Origin of the sequence: Archangium violaceum Cb vi76, assembly GCF_000733295.1 — a bacterium.
Taxonomy (GTDB): domain Bacteria; phylum Myxococcota; class Myxococcia; order Myxococcales; family Myxococcaceae; genus Archangium; species Archangium violaceum.
The window spans coordinates 81,547-107,675 of sequence record NZ_JPMI01000289.1; the positions used below are offsets into that span (position 1 = coordinate 81,547).

The 26,129-nt window shown below is 70.4% G+C and carries 16 protein-coding genes and 1 riboswitch; of the genes, 10 read left to right on the forward strand and 6 right to left on the reverse strand.

The window, feature by feature from the left end; all coding sequences use genetic code 11:
- Position 1 precedes the first annotated feature (1 nt).
- On the forward strand, positions 2-1,138 hold the full coding sequence (locus tag Q664_RS39330; protein ID WP_043408265.1) for a tetratricopeptide repeat protein: 1,137 nt from the start codon (positions 2-4) through the stop codon (positions 1,136-1,138).
- A gap of 241 nt (positions 1,139-1,379) precedes the next feature.
- On the opposite strand, the gene lexA is transcribed toward Q664_RS39330, so the two are convergent.
- The gene (lexA, locus tag Q664_RS39335; protein ID WP_043408269.1) at positions 1,380-2,042 is read right to left on the reverse strand and encodes a transcriptional repressor LexA; all 663 of its coding nucleotides are present in this window, start codon (positions 2,040-2,042) and stop codon (positions 1,380-1,382) included.
- Between the two features lie 182 nt (positions 2,043-2,224).
- On the opposite strand from lexA, the gene Q664_RS39340 reads away from it, so the two are divergent.
- From Q664_RS39340 to Q664_RS39370, 7 genes are all read left to right on the forward strand, one after another.
- Positions 2,225-5,560 carry a response regulator gene (locus Q664_RS39340; RefSeq protein WP_043408272.1) on the forward strand — a complete coding sequence of 1,112 codons (3,336 nt, stop codon included), beginning with the start codon at positions 2,225-2,227 and terminating at the stop codon, positions 5,558-5,560.
- Positions 5,557-7,395 carry a sensor histidine kinase gene (locus Q664_RS39345; RefSeq protein WP_043408274.1) on the forward strand — a complete coding sequence of 613 codons (1,839 nt, stop codon included), beginning with the start codon at positions 5,557-5,559 and terminating at the stop codon, positions 7,393-7,395. The genes Q664_RS39340 and Q664_RS39345 overlap by 4 nt, the downstream gene beginning before the upstream one ends.
- Before the next feature lie 35 nt (positions 7,396-7,430).
- A complete protein-coding gene (locus Q664_RS39350) occupies positions 7,431-8,402 on the forward strand; it encodes a hypothetical protein (protein WP_043408277.1) in 972 nt (323 codons plus the stop codon).
- 80 nt (positions 8,403-8,482) lie between these two features.
- A riboswitch (cyclic di-GMP riboswitch) is annotated at positions 8,483-8,563 on the forward strand.
- A 99-nt stretch (positions 8,564-8,662) separates the two neighbouring features.
- Positions 8,663-10,378, forward strand: coding sequence for a TolB family protein (locus tag Q664_RS39355; protein ID WP_052519217.1), 1,716 nt, complete (start codon positions 8,663-8,665; stop codon positions 10,376-10,378).
- Positions 10,379-10,440: 62 nt separating this feature from the next.
- Entirely contained in the window at positions 10,441-12,345 is a 1,905-nt protein-coding gene (locus Q664_RS39360; protein ID WP_043408390.1) for an Ig-like domain-containing protein, read from the forward strand.
- An 8-nt stretch (positions 12,346-12,353) separates the two neighbouring features.
- On the forward strand, positions 12,354-15,935 hold the full coding sequence (locus Q664_RS39365; protein ID WP_043408281.1) for a hypothetical protein: 3,582 nt from the start codon (positions 12,354-12,356) through the stop codon (positions 15,933-15,935).
- A 7-nt stretch (positions 15,936-15,942) separates the two neighbouring features.
- A complete protein-coding gene (locus Q664_RS39370; protein WP_152622599.1) occupies positions 15,943-19,140 on the forward strand; it encodes a hypothetical protein in 3,198 nt (1,065 codons plus the stop codon).
- Here the strand turns inward: Q664_RS39370 and Q664_RS39375 are convergent.
- Together Q664_RS39375 and Q664_RS61685 are read right to left on the reverse strand one after the other, a co-directional pair.
- The gene (locus tag Q664_RS39375; protein WP_052519219.1) at positions 19,124-19,906 is read right to left on the reverse strand and encodes a DUF4388 domain-containing protein; all 783 of its coding nucleotides are present in this window, start codon (positions 19,904-19,906) and stop codon (positions 19,124-19,126) included. The genes Q664_RS39370 and Q664_RS39375 overlap by 17 nt on opposite strands.
- Complete coding sequence (locus Q664_RS61685; RefSeq protein WP_052519220.1) at positions 19,852-21,039, reverse strand: response regulator transcription factor; 1,188 nt, start codon at positions 21,037-21,039, stop codon at positions 19,852-19,854. The genes Q664_RS39375 and Q664_RS61685 overlap by 55 nt, the downstream gene beginning before the upstream one ends.
- Positions 21,040-21,067: 28 nt before the next feature.
- On the opposite strand from Q664_RS61685, the gene Q664_RS39385 reads away from it, so the two are divergent.
- Positions 21,068-21,454: a VOC family protein gene (locus tag Q664_RS39385; protein ID WP_200883833.1), complete on the forward strand. Its 387-nt coding sequence runs from the start codon at positions 21,068-21,070 to the stop codon at positions 21,452-21,454.
- A 55-nt stretch (positions 21,455-21,509) separates the two neighbouring features.
- Positions 21,510-22,853: a cyclic di-GMP-binding domain-containing protein, MshE-related gene (locus Q664_RS39390; protein ID WP_043408287.1), complete on the forward strand. Its 1,344-nt coding sequence runs from the start codon at positions 21,510-21,512 to the stop codon at positions 22,851-22,853.
- A gap of 21 nt (positions 22,854-22,874) precedes the next feature.
- On the opposite strand, the gene Q664_RS39395 is transcribed toward Q664_RS39390, so the two are convergent.
- The 3 genes from Q664_RS39395 to Q664_RS39405 all read right to left on the reverse strand — a co-directional run bounded on the left by Q664_RS39395 (position 22,875) and on the right by Q664_RS39405 (position 26,128).
- Complete coding sequence (locus Q664_RS39395; RefSeq protein WP_043408291.1) at positions 22,875-23,849, reverse strand: hypothetical protein; 975 nt, start codon at positions 23,847-23,849, stop codon at positions 22,875-22,877.
- Between the two features lie 15 nt (positions 23,850-23,864).
- Positions 23,865-24,974: a hypothetical protein gene (locus Q664_RS39400; protein WP_152622600.1), complete on the reverse strand. Its 1,110-nt coding sequence runs from the start codon at positions 24,972-24,974 to the stop codon at positions 23,865-23,867.
- Positions 24,975-25,435: 461 nt separating this feature from the next.
- Positions 25,436-26,128, reverse strand: a complete 693-nt coding sequence (locus Q664_RS39405; RefSeq protein ID WP_152622601.1) for a hypothetical protein — start codon at positions 26,126-26,128, stop codon at positions 25,436-25,438.
- Position 26,129 lies beyond the last annotated feature (1 nt).

Here is a 26,129-nt window from a genome sequence, read left to right on the forward strand (position 1 = left end):
CATGCACCCGCGCTGGCGTGTCCTGCCCCTGCTTGCCCTCCTCGCCGCTGGTTGCGAGGACCGTCCCTCTCAGCCCTCTCCCAAGGAGCAGGCCGAGGGCTACTACGTGAAGGGCACCACCGAGTACCTCCAGGGCAAGTTCGATGAAGCCCTGACCTCCTTCAACACGATGAAGGAGCTGTCCCCGGACGACCCCCGTCTGCCCGCGGCCATCGGCGAGGTCTACCTGTCCATGGGCCGCCTCAACGAGGCCTCCACCCAGTTCGAGCTCGCCCTCAAGCGTGATTCCAGGCGCGCCACCAATTGGAGCCGGCTCGGCTTCATCCAGGCCCAGCTTGGCAAGAGCGACGTGGCCCAGAGCTCACTGGGCAAGGCGCTCGCCCTGAACCCCAAGGACTTCAACGCCCTCGAGCAACTGGCGGAACTCCACGTCAAGCGCGGCGAGAAGGACGCCGCCGTGAAGCACTTCGTCCTCGCCGCCGAGGCGATCCCCGATGCCAGCAAGGCGCCCCTCGTGCTGCGCGCCGTCGACGTGCTCACGGAAGACGGGCGTCACGCCGAGGCCCTGTTGCTCCTGGGCGAGTGGACGGGGAAGGGAGTGCGGACTCCCGAGTTGCTCACCGCGCTCGGCGACGAGCAGGTGCGGGCGGGCGAGCTGCTCCGCGCCGCGGCGTCCTATCGCGATGCCGCTGCCGCGTCTCCCAAGGATCCCACGCTGTGGGAGCTCGTCGGGGAGATCTACTCGAAGCTGGAGAAGCCCCAGGAGGCGCTCGCGGCCTACCGCGAGTCCTTGCGCGTGAAGGAGCGCGCCGTCGTCCATGTGGCCATCGCGCGCCTCCACCTGAGCCGCGATGACCGCAAGGCCGCCGAGGAGGAGCTGGGGCGTGCGCTCGAGACCGTCTCCGGCTCGGACATCCATGAGCTCACCGAGCTGGCGGCGCTGCTCTCCACCTTCGACCGCAAGCCGGACGCCCTGCGCATCCTCTCCAACTTGAGCGCCGAGCCGGACCACGCCAAGGACCTGGACCTCCAGCTGCGCACCGCCACCCTGGCCCAGGAGCTGAAGGACGAGGCCACCGTTCGCACGGTGTGTGAACGGATCGCCAGCAATGGCGTGAAGCTCAAGAAGTGCCCCTGAGCAACGCCCGAGGCGGAAAAGTGCGGCACGCCCATCCGGTGCAATCCACTTGTCGCCGGCGACAAGTGAAAAAGGGGAGGGCGATTCCACTTCTCATCGATGAGAAGTGAAACGAGGCGGGCGCATTCCACTTGTCGCCGACGACAAGTGAAACGCAACAGGCCCATTCCACTTCTCACCGATGAGAAGTGAAACGGGCCTGGGACATTCCACTTCTCACCGATGAGAAGTGAAACGGGGGCTAGTGCTTTACGCCCGGCAGCTTGCGGTACACGCCGACCACCTGGCCGAGGATCATCGTCGAGCGGAAGTCCGCCTTGCTCACGTAGATGGGCTGCATGGTGGCGTTGGCCGGCTGGAAGCGGATGCGCTCGCCCTCCGGGTAGTAGCGCTTCACCGTGGCCTCGTCCTCGATGAGCGCCACCACGATGTCCCCGGCCTGGGCCTGCGGCGTCTTCCGGACGAAGAGGTAGTCCCCGTCGAAGATGCCATCGTCGATCATCGAGTTGCCCTTCACTCGGAGCGCGAAGACCTCGCGTCCCTGACCGCCCAGCAGGAAGCTGTCGATCCGGACCGAGTCCTCCACGTTTTCCTGGGCCAGCAAAGGGGCGCCGGCCGCCACCTTGCCCAGCAGGGGGATTTCGATGAGCCCCGATTCCTTCCTCGCTCCCAGGCCGAGCAACAGCCGCGCCCGCTTGGTGGGTACCAGCGACCGGCTCTGCTGCTCGCCCCGGTTGAGGTAGCCCTTGCGCTCGAGCGCCTTGAGGTGATCGTTCACCCCGTTGGTCGAGCGGATGTCCATCTCCTCGCCAATCTCCCGGATGGTCGGCGGGAAGCCCCGCGACTCCGTCTCCTTGACGATGAAGGCCAGGATTTCCCGCTGGCGTTCAGTCAGCTCTTCCATGCCTCGCTCCCTCGTCTGGTGGGTAGGCCACCGGCGCAACAAACTTTCAGTACCGCCATGCTCCCTGAACATACGTATAGAGTCAATTCGTTCAAGGATGAGCACGCACAATCCGTGTGGGCCCGCCGGTTCCGAACAGGCGCTGGGGTCGACCCCCTTCTGCGCGTAGACTTCCAGACACCTTGTCCGAGCCCCGACACACACTCCTGTTGGTCGACGACGAGCCCGACGTCATCGATCTCCTCGTGCGCATGTTCCAGAAGCGCTACCAGGTGCTCTCGGCCAATTCCGGGCCCGAGGCCCTGGGACTGCTGCGGCAGCACCGCGTGGACGTGCTCATCACCGACCAGCGCATGCCGGAGATGACGGGCATCGAGCTGGTGGCCGCCGCGCGTTCCGAGGGCATCGATGTCACGGCCATCCTCCTCACCGGCTACACGGATCCCGAGGACATCATCGCCGCCATCAACCGCGGCCAGGTGTACCGCTACATCACCAAGCCCTGGGACCTGAACGACCTGGTCATCACCGTGAAGAACGCGGTGGAGTACACCCAGTTGCGGCGGGACAAGGAGCGGCTGCTGCGCCAGCTCCACCAGCGGGTGGAAGCGCTCGGCGTCCTCTACGAGGTGAGCCGCGCCAGTGCCGGCGAGCCGCTCGGCTATGACGCCATCATCGATCGCGTCCTCACCGCGGTGTCGCGCGTGCTGCCCTACGACTGTGGGGCGGCCCTCATCGCGGTGGGGTGGGATCGCACGGCCACCCTGCGCCTGCGCTGCCAGGGCACCGTCGTCGGGGAGCAATCCCTGCTGGGCGTGAAGGAGTCCATGCTGGCCGCGTGGGGCCAGCGCTCGGGGCTGGTGCTACCCGAGGACCGTGTCATCACGCACGTGACGGGCACCACCTCGCAGGACGCCGCCGCCCCGGCCACCTGGGCCAGTCAGCTCACCGTCGCCCTCACGGTCGGGGGCCGCCCCGTGGGCCTGCTGTCGCTCTTCTCCCAGCGCTCCCACGTCTACTCCGAGGAGGATGGCGCGCTGCTCGACACGCTCGCCAACCAGACGGCGGATGCCATCCAGTCCCTGCGCGCCTCCGAGGAGGCCTCGCGCCAGCGGATCGATCGCATGGTCGAGTCCATGGCGGATGGCGTCATCCTCACCGACGAGAAGAATGAAATCGTCGTGCTCAACCCCGCCGCGCGCCGCCTGCTCGTGCTGGGGGAGGGGCCCGCCGCCCCGGATGCCAGCAGGCGGCTGCGCGAGAAGCTCGGGTTCGATCCCTTCGAGCTGGTGCGCGGCTGGGAGTACGGCGGCGCCCAGGTGCTGCGCGAGGAGCTGAAGCTCGACGAGCGCACCATCCACACCACCGTCACCCCGGTGAACGACGCGCGCGGGGTGCTGCGCGGCGTGTGCGTGGTGCTGCGCGACGTCACCGAGCAGAAGCAGCTCGAGGAGCGCAAGGACGAGTTCGTCCACATGGTGAGCCACGAGCTGCGCACGCCGCTCACCTCCATCTCCGGCTCGTTGGATCTGGTGCTCAACTTCCTGGCCAGCGACATGAACGAGAAGCAGCGCCGCTACCTGATGCTGGCGCGCGACTCGACGGAGAAGCTCAACGCCATCGTGGATGACCTGCTGGACCTGGCCAAGTTCGCCAAGGGCCGGCTGCGGATGAACTTCGAGTGGACGTACGTGGACGAGCAGGTGCGCCGCGCGGTGGAGAAGTACGGCCCCGCCTTCATGGAGCGGCGCATCAAGGTGTCCGCCGGCCTGCCGCAGCACGGCCTGCGGGCGCTGGCGGATCCCAACCGGCTCACCCAGGTGCTCAACAACCTGCTCACCAACGCCGCCAAGTTCACCCCCGAGGGCGGAGAGGTGCGGCTGGAGCTCAAGGCCACCTCGGCGGTGCCCGGCTACGTGGCGCTCACGTGCTGGAACAGCGGCGAGCCCATCGCCGAGGAGAACCTGGAGCGCATCTTCGACCGCTTCGAGCAGGCGCGCACCCAGGCCAACCGCACCGTGCGGGGCACCGGACTGGGTCTGGCCATCTGCCGCAACATCGTGGAGGCCCACGCCGGCCACATCTGGTGCGAGCCCTGCCACGACGGCGTGCGCTTCGTGGTGGTGCTGCCCGTGGAGCCTCCCGGCGAGTACCTGCGGCCGGACGGCCTGGACTTCACCCAGAAGCACAACCCCGAGCGGCGGGGTAGTCTGGTGCTCGCCGAGTTCGAGCCGGACATCGGCTACATCACCAAGGCCCTGCTGCGCGCGCGCGGTTACGAGGTGCGGCTGGCCCCCACCGCCGAGGAGTGCCTCACCCAGGCGCGCGCCCACCACCCGGATGCCCTGCTGGTGGATGCGCGGCTACCCGTCATCGACGGCCTGCGCCTGGCGGAGATCCTCCGGCATGATCCGGACACGCGGCAGCTGCCGTTGCTGCTCTTCTCCGCCTTCGACGAGCGTCAGCGCGCCTTCCGGGCCGGGGCGGATGCCTTCCTGCCCATGCCGCTGCAGTCCGACCGGCTGCTGGCCACCGTGGACTCGCTGGTGCGCGGCAGCGCCGGCCAGCACCACGGGCGCGTGCTGGTGGTGGACGACGACGAGAAGGTGGGCCTCATCTGCCGCGAGGTGCTGGTGAGCCACGGCTACGAGGTGCAGGTGGCCTCCACCCTGGAGGAGGCGCACCGGGCCCTGCGCGAGCGCCGCCCGGACGTGCTGCTGCTGGACGTGCAGCTGCCCGACGGGGACGGCTACCACTTCCTCTCGGAGCTCAAGGCCGAGCGCGCCAGCGGCTACATCTCCGTCATCTTCATCTCCGCCCACTCCGAGACGAGCGCCAAGGTGCGCGCCCTCAAGCTGGGCGCGGATGACTACCTCACCAAGCCCTTCGACGCGCTGGAATTGGGCGCGCGCGTGGAGATGGTGCTGCGCCGCAAGGAGCAGGAGCTGGGCGCCTCGCCCACCACGCAACTGCCCGGCTCGGGCGCCATCGAGCGCGAGGTGCAGCGCAGGCTCGCCGAGCGCCGGCCCTTCGCCTTCTGCTACCTCGACCTGGACAACCTCAAGGCCTACAACGACTACTACGGCTTCGCGAAGGCCGATGGCGTCATCCGCCAGACGGGAGATCTGCTGCGCGAGGTGTTCGGCCAGGACGGCCTGCCCGGGGACTTCCTCGGCCACGTGGCGGGGGACGACTTCGTCTTCGTCACCTCCCCGGACAGTGTGGACCGCATCTGCCAGCGTGCCATCGAGGCCTTCGATCGCATCATCCCGCTCTACTACGACAAGCAGGATCGCGAGCGCGGCTACATCGAGGCGGATGACCGCTACGGGGACAAGCGCAAGTTCCCCATCATGAGCGTGTCCGTGGTGGCGGTGCTGTGCGACGGGCTGTCCAGCGATCATGCCGAGCTGGCGCGGCAGGCCGCGGACATGAAGAAGCGCGCCAAGGCCATTCAAGGCTCCGTCTACCTGCGCAGTGATCGGGAGCTGGCGGTCATCCGGACGGCCACGGGATGAGGCTCTACCAGCAACTCATCCTCTTCATGCTCGCGGCCAGCGTGTTGCCCCTGGCGGCGGTGGGCTTCCTGCTGCTGTCGCGCGCCGAGGCGGCGCTGGCCGGGAGGATTGTCTCCGAGCAGCGCGTCATCGCGGAGAGCACCGCCGAGAGTGCTTCCTCGGAGCTGATGAAGACGGTGGATGCGCTGGCCCGCTCGGCGGAGCTCTTCAACTGGGAGAGCATCACCCCCGAGGAGTTCCAGGGCGGGCTGCAGCTGCTCTACGGGCAGTCTCCCGCCGTCAGCGCGGTGCTGCACCTGGATGCGCAGGGCATCCCGCGCGGCCCACCGGTGTATCAGGCCGCTGGCGACAGCGAGCACCCGGGCTTCGAGCCCTCCGCGACGCAGGCGCTCGCCCGGGCGGTGCCGGTGCAGACGCTGCGCCGTGGCAACAAGGGACAGGCCGCCCTGGGCCGCGTCTACGCACACGCCCTCAGTGGGCGGGCGGCCGTGGCGGTGGCGGTGAAGCTGGGGGATGGGGAGGATGCTCCCTTCGCGCTCGCCGAGGTCGTCCTCTCCGACCTGGAGGCCCTGCTGGCACGGCGTGCGCGAGGCAATCCGGGGTACATCCACCTGGTGGACACCACGGCCGGGCGCATCCTGGCCAGCTCCCTGTCGGAGCGCCGCCTCCAGCCCCTGGAGCCCGCGTTGGCCGCCCGGCTCGCCGCGGACGACACGCAGGTGCGCGGCTTCCGGGTGGACGCTCCCGCCCTCTGGGTGAGCGCCGCGCGGGTTCCCAAGGTGCCCGGTTTCGAGGTGGTGGTGGCCGTGGACGAGGACGTCGCCCTGGCTCCGGTGCGCGGCATGCGCCGCACGGTGCTGCTGTCCATCGGGGCCGCCTTCGTGGTGCTGCTCGGCCTGGGCGCGCTCTTCACGCGCCGGCTCAACCTCCGCCTGTCCCGGGTGGTGGCTGGCGCCGAGGCCTTCGGGCGCGGCGAGCTGGAGCGGCGTGTCACCGTGGATGGGGAGGACGAGCTCAGCGAGCTGGCCTCCACCTTCAACCGCATGGGCGCCGAGCTGGAGGCCGCACGCGCCCGGATGCTGCGCTGGAACGATGATCTCAAGCTCCGCGTGGACGAAGCCACCTCCGAGCTGAAGGCCGCCCAGGTCCAGCTGCTCGAGGCCCAGAAGCTCGCGGCCGTGGGGCAGCTCGGCGCCGGTGTGGCCCATGAGATCAACAACCCCCTGGCCGGCATCCTGGGCAACACCCAGCTGCTGATGCTCGAGCGCGACGAGAAGGATCCCGACTTCGAGACGCTGCGGAAGATCGAGCTGAGCGCCAAGCGCTGCAAGGAGATCACCCAGAACCTGCTGCGCTTCTCCCAGCAGCGGGCGAAGCCGGAGCTGCGCGCGGTGGACCTCAACGCCGTCCTGCGCGATGCGCTCTCGCTCACGGAGCATCAGCTCAAGGGGGAGGGGATTGCGCTCGGCACGGAGCTGGCCTCCCCCCAGGCGAAGGTGAAGGCGGATCCAGGGCACCTGTCCCAGGTGGTGCTGGCCCTGGTGTCCAACGCGCGCACCGCGATGATGAAGTCGGAGGCGAAGCGGCTCACCCTGCGCACCGGAGAGCGGGACGGGCGGGGCTTCTTCGAGGTGGAGGACACCGGCAAGGGCATCGCCCCCGAGCACCGCTCGCGCATCTTCGAGCCCTTCTTCACCACCAAGGACGTCTGGTCCAACGTGGGCCTGGGGCTTTCCGTGGCATGGCGGGTGGTCAGCGAGGCGGGCGGTACCATCGATGTGCGCACGGAGGTGGGGCAGGGCACCTGTTTCACCGTTTGGTTGCCGAAGGCGTGAGGCCCGGGCCCCGCCTGAGGTAGTTTAGGGGCTGTATGGACGCCCCCCGCTCCCCCCGGCGCAGTGCGCCCTTCTTCCTGGGACTCCTCGCCATCCTGGCGGCGCTGCCGCTGGGCTATTTCCTCTTCCTCCATCAGCCTCCCGCCCCTCCACCCGCGCCCGTGGTGGAGGCCCCGCCGCCCGTGGCCCCGCCACCCGTGGCCCCGCCCGAGAATCGCCCGATGGCGCTCGAGCTGAAGGAGATCCGCGGCACGGTGGAGGTGCGCCGGGGCGACGGTGAATGGCGCGCCGCCAGCGTGGGCGAGGCCCTGCAGCCCTCGGACGCGGTGCGCACCCGGGAAGGCGCCTACGCCGTCATCATCGGCGGCGAGGCCGTGGAGGTCCGCATGGAGGCCGGTGCCGAGGTCTCCGTGGAAGTCCTCACCCACTCGCTCACCCGATTCCTGCTCAACAACGGTATGACGACGGCCCGCGTCGACACGGGGTCGGGCCAGACCTTCGAGATGAAGGCCGCCGGCAGCGACGCCGAGGCCCGCAGCGAGGGCGGTACCTTCACCATGAACAACAACGGCGCGGGCACCGTGTCCCTGGCCACCCTCAAGGGCGAGGTCGCCTTCAGCGGTCAGCGCAAGGTCGTCATCGTCCGCGCCGGCCAGCAGTCCATCATCCGCCCCGGCCGCGCGCCCGCGGAGCCCACCCCCATCCCCACCAGCCTCCTGCTCAAGGTGAACTGGCCCGCCCACCCGCGGCGCAAGGTCGTCGTCTCCGGGCAGACGGATCCCGGCAATCAGGTGCGGGTGGGGGGTCGGCTCGTCCCCACCGACGAGGCCGGCCGCTTCTCCCAGGTCCTGCCTCTCCAGGAAGGCCAGAACTCCGTCCAGGTGCAGGCGGTCTCCGTGGGCGGTCTGCGCCAGGAGGAAGCGCGCGACTTCAACCTGGATACCACCCCGCCCTCGGTCAAAGTGGACCCGGGGATATGGGATGACCCGGGGGCCAAGGCTCAATGAGGGCAGGCGGACAGACGAGCGCCTCGATGTCCGGCCTCCCGGCCTCTGATTTGCACTGTCTCAAGAGCTGAGAGTCGTCCCAGTACCAAGGGCAATCCCGGGTGAAAGCCTGGGTGCGCAAAGCCGTGGGGCCAGAAGTGCGGCCGGCCATGGTTGCCGTGGGAACTGGCGCCAGGCGTGGCGCTTGGGGGGCTGTACCCGGGAGTGTCCTTGGGAGGGATGGGTCCATCTCCCCCGATGTGCAACCGAGGTCCCCCACGATGTCGCGAACGCTCATCCCTCTCGTGTGCCTGCTCCCCGCGCTGGCGCTGGGCCAGTCCACGGCACCGCTGACGGGCAGGACGCAGGTGGTCAACGACGGACCCGGGGATCAGACGGATCCCCATGTGAGCGGGGCGCTCGTCGCCTACACCCACCAGAGCAGCCTCAGCAGCAGTGAGATCCGCTACCACGATCTGCTCACGGGCGTGGACCGGGCCATCCCCACCGAGGGGGGTTATGACGCCCTGGCCGACATCAGCGGCAACACGATCGTCTTCACCCGCACCACCGACGCCGGCCGCGTCTTCCGCTTCGACGTGGGCGCGGACGGTGGCGCGCGGGAGCTCGCCCCGCGTTCCGGTGCGGAGCGGCGCGCGGCCACCCTCGGTGGTCGGACGGTGGCCTGGCAGGAGCTGGGCTACACCGCCGAGTCCCTCCCGCCGGAGATCTTCGCCTACCGCCTGGACACGCTCGCGCTCACCCGGCTGACGGAGAACACGAGCATGGATCGCTCTCCCGCCGTCAGCGCGGATGGCCGGGTGGTGGTGTGGACCCGGTGCGTCACCAGCCTCGACGGGTGTGACCTCTGGGCGGCCCGTGAGGTGGAGGGAGGCTACGCGGTCTCCCAGCTCACCGGGCCGGAGGGAGAGGAGTCCCTGCCCGACACCAACGGCGAGGTGGTGGCGTACGTGACGCGTTCCCTCGTCGAGGGCGTGTTGGAGTCGGACATCGTCTGGCAGCCGGTGGGCGGGGGCGAGGTCCATCGCCTCGCGCTCCCGGGCACGGACACCAACCCCAACGTGAGCGGTCCGCTCATCGCCTTCGAGCGGCGGGATGCGTCCAGCGCGACGCCCAACTTCGATGTCGTGCTGTACGACCTGCGCACGCAGACGTACTACCGCCTCACCGAGACGCCGGAGAGCGAGACGCTCAGCGACATCAGCATGGACGCGGATGGGCTGGTGCGGGTGGTGTGGACGGTGCGGCAGGGCGGCAACCTCAACGTCCACGCCTACGTGTTCCGTCTGCCGGCCGATTGCACGCGCACCCCCATCAAGGACGCCGCCGCCGTGTGCGCCTCGCCCGGTACGCGGTCGCTGCTGGGCTCGCTGGTGGTGAGCCGCTCCGAGGGAGCGCCGGAGGTGGTCTCCACGGAGTTCGAGAGCACGGGCACCGGTGTGCTCTGCGTGGACAACGGTTTCGAGGCGTCGCCGGCCACCGCGGGCTGGGTGTGGCTGGGCGTGGGCCTGCATGTGGGGCCGGATGAAATCCGGGAGGACGTCACGAGTCTGGCCCGCAGGGTGCCGCTCCAGGGCCGGCTCGCGCTGTCCGCCCAGGCGGCGGGTAGGCCCGGCAGTGCGTTCCGGGTGCGTCTCTACGGAGAGATGACCTGTGACATCGGGCCGCGGGAGGAGACGTCCCAGGAGCCGGAGGCGCGCTACGGCCAGCTCGTTCCCGCCCAGGTGGAATCCAGGCCCGAGGCGGTTGCCTTCACGCGGTACTTCGTCCCCAGCGGTTACGAGGGGAAGCACCTCCGGGGCGGTGACTCCGAGTCGGGTGGGACACCGGCCGCGGCGCCGCTGGAGGAGGTGCGTGTGGGCTGTGGTGCGGCGGGCGGCCCCGTGGCTCTGCTCGGGGTGTGGATGTTCGCCTCGTTGCTGCTCCGTGACAGGCGGGCCACCCGGGTGCGGAGCCCTGTCGTGTCGCGGCGATAGAATTTCAGGCACGGCAAGGTCGCTGATAAATTACCAACACTCTGAACTGTATCCTTCCAGTGTTGCTGCTCGTCGCCTCGGCGGCAGCGGCGGACACACTCGACATCCTGGGTCCGTCCGCGCCCGTCCCGCCCGATGGGTTTCCCATCGCCCTGGTGCGGCGGGATGGAACGGGTGCGCCCGTGTCGGCGCGGGGACTCTCCGTGTCGGCGAGCGGAGCCGGGTTGCGGCCCGGGCCCGAGCAGGAGCCCCTGTGGACGTTCGTCGTCGTCCCGGAGCCGGGAGCGAGGGAGGTGCGGGTGACCGCCGAGGGGGCGGGGCTGAGGGCCGAGGCGCGGTACGTGCTGGGTCCGCCGGCCACCCAGGTGTCGCTCACGGTGGAGCCTCCCGCGCCCGTGAAGGGGCGGGACAAGGAAGCGCGGCTCACGGTGCGGATGCTCCAGCCGGATGGCACGCCGGATGACACCGGGGCACCTCCCGTGCTGCGCGCCAACGTGGGCCGGGTGGAGGAGTTGGAGCGCACGGGGCCCGGGACGTGGCGGGCCCGCTATGTGCTGCCGGACACGCGCTACCCGGAGGTGGCCATCCTGGTGGCGCTCTCGGCCTGGCCCCACCCCCAGTCCATCTACGGCGCCTACGGCAAGGTGCTGGTGCCACTCGCCGCCTCGGTGGAGTTGCCGGGCCGCTCCGAGCCCAACGCGGATCTCTCCGCCACCATCGCCGGGACGACCTTCGGGCCGGTGAAGGTCGCGCCGGACGGGCGCTTCCGGCTGCCCGTCGTCGTTCCTCCCGGGCACAGCGTCGCGCAGCTTCGCGCGGTGGACGCGGCGGGCAACATGCGGCGCTCGAGGATGGATCTGGCGCTGCCGCCCACGGATGGGCTGGCGTGTGTCCTCAATCCGCAGCGGCTCCCGGCGGATGGCCTGTCGCGGGCGCGCATGCTGTGCGCCACCAGCGACGCCCATGGCCGGCCGGTGCAGGACGCGCGGGTGAAGGCCTCGGTCCGCCGTGGCGCCCTGAGCGGGCCCACGCGCGCCGCGGGTGGCCTGCTCGAGTGGATCTACACCGCCCCGAGCACCCCGTCGGCGGAGCCGGAGCGGCTGGTGGCCACGTGGCCGGAGCGGGGCACCAGTTCGCGCGAGGAGATTCCACTCTGGCTCGCGCAGGGGCCGGTGGCGAGCGCCGTCCTGTCGCTGCCCGAGACGGTGGTGCACCTCGGCTCGACGGTGGCCGTCACCGTCACCACGCGGGATGCCTCTGGCCAGCCGAGAGCCGGAGCCGTGGTGGTGCTCCGGTCCTCCGGGGGCACGTTCAGTCCGCCTCGCGAGGAAGCCCCGGGCGTGTTTGGCAGTGCGTGGACGTTGCCAACGGGCGGCGCGCCGGGGGAGACGGTGGTGGCGGTGCACGCGTATGGCCCGCCGGGCACGGAGCCGGCGCGCCTGCGTGTCTGGGCGGAAGGCGGCGTCCTGTCCGCGGGCGTGACGGATCTGGCCGGTCTGCCGGTGCCGGGGCAGCCGCTGCGCGTGGGCGGCGAGGAGCGGGTGACGGGCGAGGACGGGACGGTGGTGCTTGGCCCCGTGCGTCCGGGCCGGGTGGAGGTGGTGCACGGCCTGTGGCCCGGTCTCCGGGAGACGGTGCACGTGGTGGCGGAGGGTGGGCCGGTGTTTCCGCTGGAGAGGCCCCTCACGGACGCCCGGGTGGAGCGGACGGTGCGGCTCGCGCCTCCCGTGCCGGTGAACGTGCGGTTGAAGGTGGAGGGCCCGCGCGTCACGTTCTGGATGGAGGACGCGTCGGGCCGGGTGTTGCAGGGCCGCGAGGCCCACGTGGCGCTGTCCGCCGGTCAGCGCGGTGCCATCGAGGTGAAGGACGGGCGCGGCAGCTTCCGGGTGACGCATGAGGGGCCGGTGAGTGTCTCGGTGGCGGACGTGGCCACCGGCGTCACCGCGCTCGCCGAGGTGCGGCCTTGAGGTGGGCCGTGTGGGCAGTGTGCCTGGGTTTCCTCCTGCTGCCGGGTGCGGTGCGCGCCCAGCTGGCGAGGGCGGAGTCTCCGGAGCTGGCGGCGGCCATCACCGGGCGCGTGTGCCTTGACCTGGACGCGGATGGCCGGTGTGCCCCCGAGGAGCCGGGCCTGGCCGGGGTTCGGCTGGTGCTGGCCACGGGCCGCGAGGTGCGCACGGACGCACGGGGCCGCTACCACTTCGCCGAGGTGGACGCGCGCGGGCCCGATACGACGGGCGGAGTGCACCTGCGGCCCGGCCGGCAGCGCCTGAAGGTGGATGCGCGCACGCTGCCGCCCGACAGCGTGGCCACTCCCGAGGCCGTCACGGTGGAGGTGCCCTGGGCCGCCGTGGTGCTGCAGGACTTCGCGGTGCGAGCCCTGCCCGAGTCCACGTCTTCGCTGGCGCTCGCCTATGACACGACGCCTCCCTCCGCGGCGGCGGTTCCGGGTGGGGTGGACTTCGTCGTGGCGGGGCATGCCTCGCCGGGAGACGAGGTGATGGTCGGCGGCCTCCAGGCGGAGGTGGACGCGCGTGGCGACTGGCGTGCGCACGTCCGGCTCGTGCCCGGGGAGAACGTGCTGTCCATCACCGCCTTCGGGACGGAGTCCACCCTGCGCCTCTTCCGTCAGCGCATCGACGTGGTGTCGCGCGAGGGCGGCCTGCTCGTCATTCCTCGCGAGGCCGAGCCGGCCGGAGTGCTGCGGCTGCCGGGCAGCAGGGACGAGCCACCGGCGAGTGGCCCCTCCTCGTTGATGGCCGAGTTCCCCGCGGGCACGCGCGTGCGCTCGTCACGGGGTGAGGTGACGGTGGGGCCCGAGGGGTCCGTGCTGGTCCCGCTGGTGCTCGACCCGGGCCGCAACCAGGTGGCGCTGGAGGTGCAACCACCCGGCGAGCCGGCGCGGTCGGTGGCGCTCCAGCTGGAGGCGGTGCCCCGGCCCTTCGCGGTGGGGTTGCTGGACGTGGAGGCCACGTTCTCGCCGTCCACGGGGGATTTCCGGCTGCGAGGGCGCGGCGCTGCCCATGGTGAGGCGCGCCTGGGGCCCTTGTCACTGGTGGGAGAGTTGGATCTGCGGGACACCGACGTGGACCTGCTGAGGGATCGGCCGGTGGCGGACTGGCTGCGTCCTCGTATTCCGCGGCTGGACCGGGCGCCGGATCCAGACCAGGCCATCGCCGAGTGGGGAGACACCTCCGTGGGCCTCACGCCCAACCCCACCGAGAGCCGGCTGCGGCTGGAGGTGCGCCACGAGCGTTTCGGCCGGGTGGGCCTGGGGACGTACCGGGCCTATCAGTCGGAAGGGGAGGTGGGCCGCTACCACCGGCCCCTGTTCGGCCCCTTCGCGGAGCTGGAGGCGGAATGGGGCTCGCTGCGCGCGGGCGTGAATGCCTTCGCCGGTGGGCTGGCGGATCCCACGCGCATGCTCGCCGCCCTGCCCGCGTACGAGGAGCTGCGGAGCACCGGCGGCAGCCTCTACTACCTGGGCTCGTCGCCGGTGGCGGAGGGCTCGGAGTTGCTGCGCGTGGAGTTGCGCGACGGCCTCACCGGGCTGCCGCTCGCCGAGCGCCACCTCATCCGGGGCCGGGACTACGACATCGACTACACGGCGGGCCGCATCCTGCTCGCGCGGCCGTTGTCCCTCATCGCCGGCGAGCCGTTGCTCCGGGCGGCTCCGTTCACGGCGGCGCCGGAGCCCGTCCTCACCGTGCAGTACGCCGCGTTGCAGTCGGGTTCCCCGGCGGATGCCGCGGGCGGCGAGGCTTGGACGGAGTGGCGGGGCGGGCGGGTGTCCGTGTCCGCCGTGCGCGAGCAGCGCGAGGGGTCTCCCTTCCTGCTCCTCTCCGGGCACGCGCGCACCACGCTGGGTGGTTACACGCTCATGGCCGAGGTGGCGCGGAGCCGGGGCTCGGCGGTGATGGCGGATCGCTTCGGCGTCTCGGACGATGGCGGCCTCAGCTTCCTGCGGCCGGACGAGGACGAGCCGGCGGGCGGCGGGGACGCGCTGGGGCTGCGCCTGCGCGGGCCGGGCCTCTTCGGCACGGGCTCCGTGGACGCGGCCTTCCGCCGGCGGACCGCGGGGTTCTCCGATGGGACGCACGCGGACACCCAGTCCTTCCGCCAGTTCTCCTTGCGCGCCGTGCAGCCGTTGGGGCCCTGGCGGCTCACGCTGCTCGGGGACGATCGGCTCTCGGCGGATCCGCGGCGGCCCTTCGCGGAGGGGCTGTTGGGGGCGCGGACATTGGGCGTGGGGTGGGGCTACACCGGAGAGCGCTGGGGCGTGGAGCTGAGCCTCCGGGACTCCCTCCTGCGCGCCAGCGAGGTGCCCGGCGAGGGGGCGCTGCTCGAGGGAGGGCGCACGTCCGCGGGGCTGCAGGGCCACTTCGTGGTGAATGACTGGCTGCGCGTGTCGGCCGGCCACCGGCAGACGCTCCACCAGCGGGGCCTGGGGCCGGGCAACGTGGATGACAGCTTCTCCTCCGCGGGCGTGGACGTGACGGTGGGCGACGAGGGGGTGGTGGGCGTGCGTGGCGGCTGGGGTCCCCAGCTGGGCCCGCTGGCCTGGGTACAGGGCACGTGGCGCCGGGGCCAGGACGTCTATTACGGCAGCCACTCGGTGGACGTGGACGGGCCGGACTTCGGCGCCAGCCGCGCGGTGAGCGGGGCGAGCACGGAGCTGGGGGACGGGACGCGCCTCTTCGTGGAGGACGTGGCCTCGCACGATGCCAATGCCGTGCGTCTGGCACGGGCGGTGGGCTTCCAGCAGACCGTCTTCGGCGCGTTGAACGTGGGCGCCCGCTATGAGCGGGGTCTGCGTCATCCCCTGGAACTGCCGGGCTCGCTGCGGCGCGACGTGGCGAGCCTCTCCGGGCAACTCCTGTTGGAGCGCTTTCGGGCCGATGGACGCATGGAGCTGCGCTTCGAGAGCGGTACGCCCGTGCGCGGCTCGACGGAGCCGGTGGATCGCATCCAGGCGGTGATGGCGCTGGCCTCGGAGGCGGTGCTGCGCGAGGACCTGACGCTCTCCATGCGGATGAACTACGGCCGCACGTACCAGCGGGAGAGCAGGGAGGCCGAGGCCCGCCTGCTCGAGGGCTATGCGGCGCTCGCCTGGAGGCCCGGACCCTTCCTGCTGGTGGCGCGCTACGGCCTCACCCGCGAGCTGCTACCCGGTGAGCGCTCCATCTTCGGGGAACGTGGTCAGCAGATAATTTCACTGCTGCCGGCGGTGCGGCTGGGAGACCGCTTCGCGCTCGCGGCGGGGTTGCACGCGAGCCGCAGTACCTACGACGATTCCGCGATATGGGTACTCACCGGATCGTTGCGCCCGTCGGTCCGGGTGGTGGGGGGGCTGGAAGTCGCGGTGGAGGCCGCGGGGCGGTCGGTCGCGCCCGAGGGAGAATCGTTGGGTTCGCTACGCGGCGAGGTGGCGTACCGGGTGGACGAACGGCTGCGGGTGGCCGCGGGCTATACGCTGCTGGGGTTCACCGGGACGGGCTTGCCGAAGGAGGCAAATGATGGGACCGACAGGCTCTATCTTCGGGCGGAGCTGGCGTACTAGGTGGGGCGTGCGTGTGCGGCTCCTGTCCTTGTGCGTGCTCGCGGGACTGATGATGTTCGCCGCCGCCAGCGCGCATGCCGACTGGCGCACGGACCTGTCCCTGAAGGAGCAACCCAACGAAGTCCTCGAGGTGTGGGGACCGGGGCGCTTCTCGGTCGGACACGGACAAGGGGCCTACCTGTTCGTGGACGGCGGCGTCGCGCGAGCCATTGATGGGGGCTCGTCCACCACCGCCTCCGCAGGCACCTACTACCAGCAGCCCGAGGACTGCTTCATCTCGGTCAGCCAGGATCCGGGGGGGCTCCGGACCGCGGTGGGGGCGGATGGAGTCCCATGCGGACCCAACGGACAACCCATCGAACCGACGTTCGTGGGCTCCGTCGAGCAGTTGAAGCACGCGCAGGGGGGCGGAGCCGTGGCGGTGGTGGATTTTGGAGGCACGACGGGCAAGTTGCTCTACGTGTCGAACAGGAGCCTCTACGACTCCGCTCCCTTCTATTCGGTTCCCATGGATAGCTCGACGCTGCGCTCCCTCAGTGGTGTGCTCGGGGTGACGCGGGTGGGCAGCACGGTCTCTGCTCTCCTCGGCACCACGACGGACAATTCGGGCGTCTACTGGATCGATTTCAACAACCTCAACTGGGCGGAGCTCCGGACCCAGACGGGTTTGCCGCCCGCCGTCGTGCAGGCGATCGATGTGTTCCCGGTCAGCGAGCCGGCGAAGCCGCCCGCTCCCTATGCCGTGGTGGGCACCCAGCACGCGCTGTTGCAGGGCTCACTGGCTTCCGTGGAGCCGATCCGGCCGGTCCTCCAGCTCGAGGATGACGCGGGCGTGCGCGGCGTCGCCATGAACGTGGGCGCTGGAGGCGACGCCGGGGTGGGCTTTGGCATGGCCATCGTGCAGCTGGCGGACGGTAGCAGGCAGGTGATGAGCCCGGTACCCATGCTCTCGGCCACGAAGGCGGGGACCGTCTGGCGGGTCCGGAGCGTTCCAGAGAGTGTCGTGAGGGCTCCCTTGAAGGCGGTGGCCTGCGCGGAGGCAAGTTACTGCGTCTTCTCCGCCGACAAGGCCGGTGAGGGCAATCTCTTCATCTACACCAACGGCGCGGGTCCGGAGCTGGCGGTCACGGTCTCGAACGGGGGCGTGGTGGACGCCGGGAGCTCCGGGACTGAGACCGTGGTGATGCTCGACGAGGGCGGGCGCTACCAGCTCACCTTCGCGGCGAATGATCCGGATGGAGATCCCGTGCTGGTGACGTCCGCCGCCCCGCCGGGGGGAGCCACGGGGGGATGGACGGCGGTGCGCGATGCCAGACAGCAGCCGGGGGACCCCGAGCTCTGGGACGTCACCACCGCCGCCGCTTGCGAGACCCGGAGTCTGGGAAGCTTCACGGTCTCCGCCTCGGATGGTCTGGCCCGGCATGAGGCGCACGAGACCGTCAACGTGTACGTGAAGCACGCGCGGCCGCCGGAGCCGCCCACGGTGGTGTTCGCCGATGGGGGCACCGTCCCGAGCAGTGGGGCCTTGGGCGAGTTGATACCGGGAGGGCCGCCCCTGGCGCTGCGGATGGTCGGCGGTGGCACGACGGCCGCGGGCTGCGTGATTCATCCGAAATGGGAGCCGCTGTTCTCGGGCACGGGGGTTCCGTCGCTGGAGCAGGATGGAGGCACCGCGGTGATCACACCGCCGGCCATGTACTGTTCTCCGACGGCCGGGAGCTTCGGCTTCCAGCTCAGTGTCACGGACGACGGGGGCCTCTCCAGCTCCAGGACGTTCAACGTGAGCATGGCGCCCTGGGGCAGACCGAACGCGGTCTTCGGCGCTGGGTCGGAAGAGGAACTCATCGCGGGCGAATCGCGAGACCTCGAGCCCCTGCAACCCATTCATGTCTGCATGGATGGAACCTCTCCCTCCCCGGAGGTGGCCACCCGGTGGATCGTGGCGCTGTCGGATGGCGGCGTACCGGGTGACGGCCTCTCGTTCCATGAGGAGAGCGGGCGGTTCGTGGTGGAGACGTCGGACTGTATCGACATGGACCTGGTGGTCTCCGCCCAGCACCACCTGGTATCCGACGAGGAGCTCACCGGACCGGTCTCGGAACACCGAATGCGCGTCCGTACCGCGTTGATGGACTTCGCCGCGGGCTCGCTCCTGCTCGATCCGGAAGTGGACCCCTCGGGCGGGTTGCGGGTGGGCGTGGACTCGAACCTCAACTGCCCCGCACGTCGTGGTCTGGACGCGAAGGTCTGGCTCGAGCGCCAGGATGGCAGCCCCCTGCGGGAGCCGGTGACGGTGCCCATTCCCGGGACATGGGAGGTTCCCCTGGGGACGGGGTGCGGCCGGCCCGTGGTGTTGAATGGATTCATGGAGGACGACGCGAGCCAGCGCTCCGCGGTGCGCCAGCGGGAGGTCGCGACACAGCGGGTGGACGTGGGGCTGGCGCCGTTCTCGGAGGAGCCCGTCCTGGTCGCCCGGTGTGGAGAGCCGGCCCGCGCCACGCTGACGCAGACCTTCCCGCCAGGCGCCTGCCAGACGCCGGAGGTCACCTGGGTCCAGCAGGCGGATGGAGGCCCCGCGCTCGAGCAGAAGGAGCTGTCGGGCGCCACGGTGTCCCTGGCCACGCGGGACACCCGGTTGGATTCGCTGGTGGGCAGGTCGGTGGTGATGCGGGTGACGGCGAGCGCGGGCCCGGACAACGAGGCCTCGCATCTGCTCACCCTGCCCATCACCGTGGACCCCTTCGTGAAGGTGCGCCGCCGCACCGAGCTGCCCGCCGCCTCGGAGACGGGGCTCGTCGGCGTCTCGGTGGAGCTCGTCAACACCACCCCCTGCGAGGTGACGGGGGTGCGCTACGTGGAGCGCCTGGAGGGCCTGACGTACGTGGAGGGCAGCGCGAAGTTCGACGGCCAGCCCATCGAGGCCACCTGGGAGTCGGGGGCGCTCACCGTGACGGGGTTGACCCTGGCGGGCGATGCCACCGGGAAGCTCACCTATGTGGCGCGTCCGCACCTGGTGGGCGACCGCCGCATGGAGGGCGACGCCTGGCTGGGCGGCGAGCTCATCTCCCTGCGCGATGATCCGGGTCCGGTGCCGGACTCCGGTTGTGGCTGCTCCGGCTCGGGTCCGGGCCCGGTGCTGTTCGCGCTCGGGGCGCTGGTGGCGGCCGTGCGCCGCCGCCGCGCGCGTCCTACAGGCCGAAGCTGATGCGGTTGCGGCTGCTGGTGCCCGGCTCGTCGCGCCGCTCCTCCAGCACGCCGATCAGCTCCAGGCCCCGGAGCGTGGCCAACACGCCGCGCTCGGGCAGTTCCGTGATGGACAGCAGGTCCGCCACCGTCTTGCTGCCGTCCGTGTAGGCCAGCAGGAGCGCCTGCGGTCCCTTCAGCTTCAGCTCGTGCAGTCCGTAGGGCGGGGCCGCCGCGGGGAAGAGCCGGCGCGAGCGCGGCATGTGCTGGCGCAGCGTCTCCAGCGGTTCGGAGCGCAGCACGCCCTCGAGGATGAGATCTCCGGGGAACACCGACAGCTTCACCAGGCCCGAGCGGGGTGGACGCGTGGGGCTGAAGCCGTAGGCGCCCTCGGTCCACGAGAAGGTGGACCAGAGGATCTCCTTCACCTGCTCCTCGATGAGCTGCGGGTATTTGCGCGTGTCCAGCAAGCCCAGGCGCATCATCGCGTCGCTGGTGCGCAGGTTCTGCTCGCGGGCGAGCGCGGCCACCTCCTGCTGCTTCGCTTCCGGCAGCACGCCCCGGCGCACGCAGAAGCGGCCGAACCGCTCATGGGCGAGGTTGGAGGCCGCGTACACCGGGCGGCCCGCCTCGAAGTAGACGACCTTCAGCACGGAGCCCTGCTTGAGCTTGAGCTCTCCGCTGTGGCGCGCCTCGTAGTAGGCGTTGAGCAACCGGGGAACGCTGGTGTTCTTCAGGTCTCCGGAGAGTGACCACTCGGGTGGGGGACGGCGGCCAGGGCCGGACATGGCCGGCTTGCTCCACACCTTCTCGCGCTCTCCGAAGGGCAGGGCGAGCCCGGGCTCGGGATCCGGGGACGTCTCCTGGGCCGCGTCGGGTGCTGGCGCGTCGGCGGTGGGCTCGAGTGCCTCCAACGCCTCGAAGACCTCGGTGGCGGGAGGTGGTGCCGGCGCGTCGGCGACGGGCTCGAGTGCCTCCAGTGCCTTGAGCTCCTCGGGGGCGGGGGCGGTGCTGGCGCCTCCTCTATCTGCTGGGCGAGCGCGTCCAGCGCCTGCAGCTCCTCGGAGGACAGCGCCATGGTCGGCGTCTTGCCGTCCGCCGCGAGCTCCTCCAGTCCATCGAGCTCCTCGACGAGGTCCTCCGTCTTGAGGGTGACGGGGGCCACCCCCTGGCCGAAGGCAGGCGCCTGCTCATCCGGGCCGGGCGTGGCCTCCGCCTCGGGCGCGGTCTCGACGCCGGGGGCTGTCCCGGCCTCGGGTTCGGCCTCGGCCTCGGGTTCGGTCTCGACTTCGGGGGCCGCCTCCAGCTCGGGCGCGGCCTGGTCCGGGGCTTCTTCGCCCAGGGGATCCTGGGCCTCCTCGACGAGCGCGAGCCCCTCGATGACGGGGGTATGCTCCTCGGGAGGAGGGCTGAAGACGGGCTCGTCGTCGCTGGAGGCGAAGCCCGGCTCGTCCTCGGGGGAGGTGAAGACGGGCTCGTCGTCCATGTCCAGCAACGCGGCGTCCTCGAAGACCACCACCTCCTCCTCATCGGCGTCGGACGGAGGGAGCGACAGGGGGCGGGTGAGGCCGCAGAGTTGCTCGACGGACTCCAGCAGTTGCAGCAGCTCGAAGGGCTTCTCGAAGAAGGCGCGCGCGCCGTGGACCTCGGTGGCCTCACGGGCGAAGCGGTCTCCCTTGAAGACGCCGCTGACGGCGACGGCGGGGATGGCGTGGTCCCGGAGCGCGGAGAGCACGGCGCTGCCCCTCATGTCGGGCAGCAGCAGGTCCACCACCGCGGCATGGAAGGCAGCCGGGCGCAAGAGGGCGAGCGCGGCCTCGCCGGTATGGACGGCCGTGGCCTCATGACCGCGGCTTTCGGCCGCGGCGACCATGAGGGAGGCGAGTTCGGGGTGATCCTCGACGATCAGCAGTCGCGCCATGGGGGGTGGGCACCATACCATTCGATTCATGGACGTTCAGGGCTTCCACCATCTGGCCATCCAGGTTCGGGACGTAGAAAAGGTCACGGCTTTCTACCGGGAGGTGCTGGGCTTCGCTGAGCTCAAAAGGCATCACCGGCCGGATGGCTCACTGCGCAGCATCTGGGTCGGGGTGCCGGGCGGAGGATTCCTGGCCCTGGAGGAGGTGACGGGGGAGCCCGAGCCGGGCCCCTTCCGGAACGAGCAGCCGGGCCTCTTCCTGCTGGCCTTCCGCATCTCCAAGGCCGGACGGGCCGGGGCGGTGGAGGCCCTGGCCCGGGCGGGGGTGCCGCTGGAGCACGAGACGCGCTGGACGGTGTACGTCCGGGACCCCGAGGGGAACCGGGTGGCGCTCAGTCACCATCCGGAGGATTGAGGGCGCAGGCTCGCCTTGCGGAAGGCGGTGGGGGGCGGCTACAAGCCGTGCCGTCATGCGCCTGGGCGAACTGCTCCTTCAGGAAAACGTCATTACCCCCGAGGCGCTGGAGGAGGCGCTCGAGTCCCAGGTCGTCCACGGCGGGCGGCTCGGGACGAACCTCGTCGAGCTGGGGCTGCTGTCCGAGCAGGAGCTGGCCCGGTTGTTGGGCCAGCAGCACAACGTGGCGTCCGCCTCGGGCGAGATGGTGCCGGATCCGCGCGCGCTGGAACTGGTGGATCTCAACGAGGCGGACGAGAAGGACTTCCTCCCGATGCGGGTGGACGCCACGCGGATGAGCGTGGCGGTCATCAACCCCCAGGACATCGAGACGCTGGACGCGCTGGCCTTCAGGACGGGCAAGCGCGTGGTGCCGGTGGTCATCCCCGAGTTCCGGATGAACCAGCTGCAGCGGCGCTACTGCAAGGCATTCCGGGCGATGCGGGCCATCGACATGAATGCCGTGCGGCCCTCGCGCGCGCAGCAGGAGGCGGAGAAGGCCGCCGAGGCGGAGCAGGCCGGGGATCTCATCAGCGAGGAGGAGTTCCAGTCGCTCTACGCGCGGGCGCTCACGGGGGGTGGTGCGCCCCCGGGTGCGGAGCCGGTGTTGGACCTGGTGGAGATGGTGGAGGAGGAGGCCCCGGCGCCGATCGTCGAGGGGTACGTGACCGAGGCGCCGGTGGAGGCGCCCCCCCTGGAGCTGCCGGAGCTGCTCGTGCCGGAGGCGCTGGTGCTGGACGAGGCGCCGCCGCCCGTGCCGCCCCAGGTGCCCGCGGTGGCGCCGCCGAAGCCGCCGCCTCCTGTCGCGGCGCCGCCCCCGGTGGCGCCCGTGCGGCCGCGTGCGCCGGTGGTGGCTCCGGAGCCGCCGCCCACGCCGCTCACCTTCGCGGAGGCTCAAGCGGAGCTGGGGCGCAGCCTGGATCGCGAGCAGGTGGCCACCACGGTGTTGCGCTTCGCGCTGGGCAAGTGGAAGCGCAGCCTGCTGTTGAGCGTGCAGGGCAACCTGGTGACGGGTTGGCGGGGCATGGGGAAGGGAGTGCGCGAGGCCGCGGTGAAGCGCATCGGCATTGGCCTGCAGGGGCCGAGCACCTTCCGGCTGGTGAGGGACACGCGCTCGCACTACGTGGGCCCGGTGCGCCGGGACGCGGCCTCGGGCCTTTTCTACAAGCTGCTGGGTGGGGACTACCCGACGACGGCCGTCATCCTCCCGCTGCTGGTGCGCGGCAAGCTGGTGCACCTGCTGTACGTGGACAACGGGCCCGGCCAGCTCACCCCGCCCGACGTGGGCGAGTTGCTCATCCTCTCGCAGGGCGTGAACCGCTCGTACGAGGCGATGATCCGGCGCCGCAAGAGCGCGTGAGCCTCCGCCCGACCGGGCCGGTCAGGGTTGTCCCTGGCGGCCGCGCAGTGCGCGTGCGATGGCGTCGAAGGCCTCGGCTCCGACGGAGTCCTCGGGGCGGTTTGCCTCGATGACCGCCGCGTCTTCCGGCTGCCCGATGTGCTTCAGCAGAACTGCGGCGCCAAAGGAGCAGTTGGGCGAGACTGCGGGCACGAGGTTTCTGGCCAGGGTGCGCAATTCAGCGCGAGTCTCCTCCGGGAGGGCGGGGAGGACCCGTTCCTTGAACAGCAAGAACAAGGCGAACAGGCGGTCACAATAGTACGCGGCCTCTCCTTCCTGGCTCGCGGCCTTCTCGAGCAAGGCCGTGGCTGCGGAGATGAACGAGGGCAACGTCGAGGCCAGCGCATCGGGCAGATCCGCTTCGAGAACCGTGATGACCCGTGTCTTGTCCTCCATGGAGACCGAGGGGGAGCGCACCCATTCACGGAGCTCCTCCGGAGTCTTCTCCAGAAGCACGAGCAGGCCAGGCAGTGAGCCGTGAGCCTTGGGGCCGAGCTGTGCCAGGCTTCTGCGGACGGTGGAAATCAGGTCCGGGTGGCGTTTCTTCCACAACGCTTGCGTCACCACGTTCACATCACTGAGTTCCGGCTCGGTTGCGGCCAGTCGCTCCAGCTTTCGGACGAGCGCGGCCCGTGCTTCCGTGTCCTCGATCCGTCCCAGTGCTCTGATGATTTCCTCGACGACGGACTCCCCGTCGTAGTCCCCCCGGGCCTCTTCGAGCGTGAGTTGCTGCTCCAGCCGCCTGACACCTGCTGCCCCGCCAAGCTCACCCAGACCGAAAGCCGCGGCTTGCCGTGCTCGCGCATCCTCCTCTTGCAACATCTTTTCGAGCAGAGCCCTCGCCTGCGGTTCCGCGCCGAACCTTGAAATCAACTCACGCGCACGGTCCTCCTCGCCCCACATGCACGCGTCGATCAGTTCGTCCTGGAGCTGTGCCGTGGTTGTCGTATGAGCCATTCTCTGCCTGGCCTTTCATGGGAAGCTGACGCCCGGAGGCACATACCGCCGGACCAGGGTGCCATCGAGACGGTACAGCTCATGAATGGCCCCCTTGTCCGCCCGGACCATGGAGTCGAAGGCATCCAGCTCGCGCTGCAAGTCCCGGGAGTTGGAGACATAGTTTGTATTGTGTCGTACTCCGTCAGGCCGGATCGAAGAGACATCGGGTCTTCGGAAACCGACCCCCTTGGTGGGCATCCGGTCGCGGACCTCGACTTTGCCGGCATTCTGCTGGGGTTTGTTTTTCCTCAAGTCGGTGTGCCCAACCGCCTCGCGTCTGGCCAGTTCCTCCTCGATGGCCTCGTTGTGGGGCGGATTCTGCCGGGTATGGGGCTTGCCATAGCGGGTGGAGAGCTTCGGTCCGCTGCCTGAATCGTTTCCTCCACCATTCATCATCGCGCAGGTCGCGAGTTCGCCGCAGAGGGACGCGGCGGAGGTTCCAGCGGCCACCCCGGTGACGAAGAGGGTTCCATCGGCCACTACCTGCGCCGTGGCAATGGACTCCAGGGCGGGCCCACCTGCTGGCGCATGACGGAGGGGGCTGAGCAGGGTTTCCAGTCCTCCCTTGGGCACCTTGGGGAGCACCTGGGGGAGTCCGAGGCTGGCGACGACCACCAGGACTCGCAGGCCCGTGCCTCCAATGGACTTGCCGAAGCGCTCGGCCGCGGCTTCCAGCTCCTGGGGCGTGGTGGCGGCCTCGGCTTCCCGGTAGAGGTGCAGACACGCCATGGCCACGCGGCTCAACTCCACCAGACCCACCAGCAGAGACAGACGGACCGTAAGGGTGGCCGCGAAGGTTTTCGAGAAGAACGGTTCGGGCGCCAGCCAGGCGGCGAAGTACACCAGCACCGAGAGCGAGACGCTGGCCAGGAAGGCCGGAGCACTGAAGAGCTCCTGGGCCGCCTCGCGGATGCCGTCGTCCATGTAGCGGGTCGAGAGCTTGAGGGCGGCGAAGAGGCGGCTCGACTCCAGGGATTCGGGCAGAGGTAGGGGCGCGGGTCCGTATTGGGAGAGGAACTCCCCACGCAGCCGCAGTTCCCACGGGGACGGTGGCCCCTGGGTCAGGCGCGTTCCTTCCGTCATCAGCCGCAGTCGAGCATGGGCCGGAGGCCGGAAGGACCCGAGGGCGGCGAGCAAAGGGCGTACGTCCTCCACGCCCAGCTTCTCCATGCCCGGCTGGGGCGGCGAGGCGGGAAAGGAGAGCCGAAGCAGACCTCCGGGCAGTGTGTTGATGAGTACCGGCGGACTCGCTGCTTCCTGGGCCTGCTGGAGGGGGGGCAGTGCGCTCTTCCGTCTCCTGGAGGCGGCTCGCGGGTGGTTCCGGGCGCGCCTCAAGGTCTGCCGAGCCCCGTACGTGTTGCTGCGCGGGGTCCGTCGGGAGCTGCGATCGAGAAGTCGCGCACGCAGCGCAAAAAGCGAGGCCCGAGAGCAGGACCAGGCGGAGCAGGAAAGGGCTCCTTCTCATGCGGGTCGGCTCATAGGGGGGGTCCCTACCGAACCGGCTCACCGCAAGAGCGCGTGAGCCGGCCGGAGTCCGGGACCGCTCAGAGGCGCAGGCCGACGAAGAGCTGCACGTTGAAGCCGCTCAGGCTCCAGCTGGACTGCGAGTCGGTGATGCTCACGTTGCCGGCGCGGGCGGTGTACGTGTACTGGCCGGCGGAGTAGCGCAGGCGGCCCTCGGCGCCGAAGAAGAGGTTGTCGCTGAAGAAGTACTTGCCGCCCACGCCCAGGCCCACCGAGGGGCCCACGTCGCTGCCCGCGTACTCGAAGTCGGTGCCGGAGGCGATGCCGGCCACGCGGGTGGTGGTGATGGTGGCACCCACGAGCGCCAGCCCGTACAGGTCCACCTTCTCCAGGCCGGGCGAGCTGCTCGGCAGCAGGTGGTACGAGGCGCGGGCGTGTGGCGAGTAGAACATGTGGCTCCAGCTGTAGCCGGTGACCGTGTTGAGCAGCAGGCACGCGGAGACGCAGGCACCCACCTCGAACTCACCGCCGATGGCCAGCACGCCGGGGCCCAGCGGCAGCACGCCCACGTCGGCGCCCACGCCCAGGTTGACGAAGGCCAGCACGATGTCCGCGTTGATCATCGCGCGCGCGTCGATGTCGCCCACGCCCTGCACGCGGTTGAGCCGGGGCGTGGTGGGCGCCACCTGGGTCTCCGTCGCGGACGTCTGGGCCCGCGCGGACGTCACCGTCAGCAGCGAGGCCAGGCACAGCATTGCGATTCTTCCCTGCATC

What these genes read in the sequence shown, in the direction of transcription:
- Q664_RS39375 (WP_052519219.1), bottom strand. Translation starts at nt 19,906, where the DNA reads ATGTCCGGCCCTGGCCGCCGTCCCCCACCCGAGTGGTCACTCTCCGGA.
- Q664_RS39330 (WP_043408265.1), top strand. Translation starts at nt 2, where the DNA reads ATGCACCCGCGCTGGCGTGTCCTGCCCCTGCTTGCCCTCCTCGCCGCT.
- Q664_RS39395 (WP_043408291.1), bottom strand. Translation starts at nt 23,849, where the DNA reads ATGGCTCATACGACAACCACGGCACAGCTCCAGGACGAACTGATCGAC.
- Q664_RS39350 (WP_043408277.1), top strand. Translation starts at nt 7,431, where the DNA reads ATGGACGCCCCCCGCTCCCCCCGGCGCAGTGCGCCCTTCTTCCTGGGA.
- Q664_RS39405 (WP_152622601.1), bottom strand. Translation starts at nt 26,128, where the DNA reads ATGCAGGGAAGAATCGCAATGCTGTGCCTGGCCTCGCTGCTGACGGTG.
- lexA (WP_043408269.1), bottom strand. Translation starts at nt 2,042, where the DNA reads ATGGAAGAGCTGACTGAACGCCAGCGGGAAATCCTGGCCTTCATCGTC.
- Q664_RS61685 (WP_052519220.1), bottom strand. Translation starts at nt 21,039, where the DNA reads ATGGCGCGACTGCTGATCGTCGAGGATCACCCCGAACTCGCCTCCCTC.
- Q664_RS39390 (WP_043408287.1), top strand. Translation starts at nt 21,510, where the DNA reads ATGCGCCTGGGCGAACTGCTCCTTCAGGAAAACGTCATTACCCCCGAG.
- Q664_RS39355 (WP_052519217.1), top strand. Translation starts at nt 8,663, where the DNA reads ATGTCGCGAACGCTCATCCCTCTCGTGTGCCTGCTCCCCGCGCTGGCG.
- Q664_RS39400 (WP_152622600.1), bottom strand. Translation starts at nt 24,974, where the DNA reads ATGACGGAAGGAACGCGCCTGACCCAGGGGCCACCGTCCCCGTGGGAA.
- Q664_RS39345 (WP_043408274.1), top strand. Translation starts at nt 5,557, where the DNA reads ATGAGGCTCTACCAGCAACTCATCCTCTTCATGCTCGCGGCCAGCGTG.
- Q664_RS39385 (WP_200883833.1), top strand. Translation starts at nt 21,068, where the DNA reads ATGGACGTTCAGGGCTTCCACCATCTGGCCATCCAGGTTCGGGACGTA.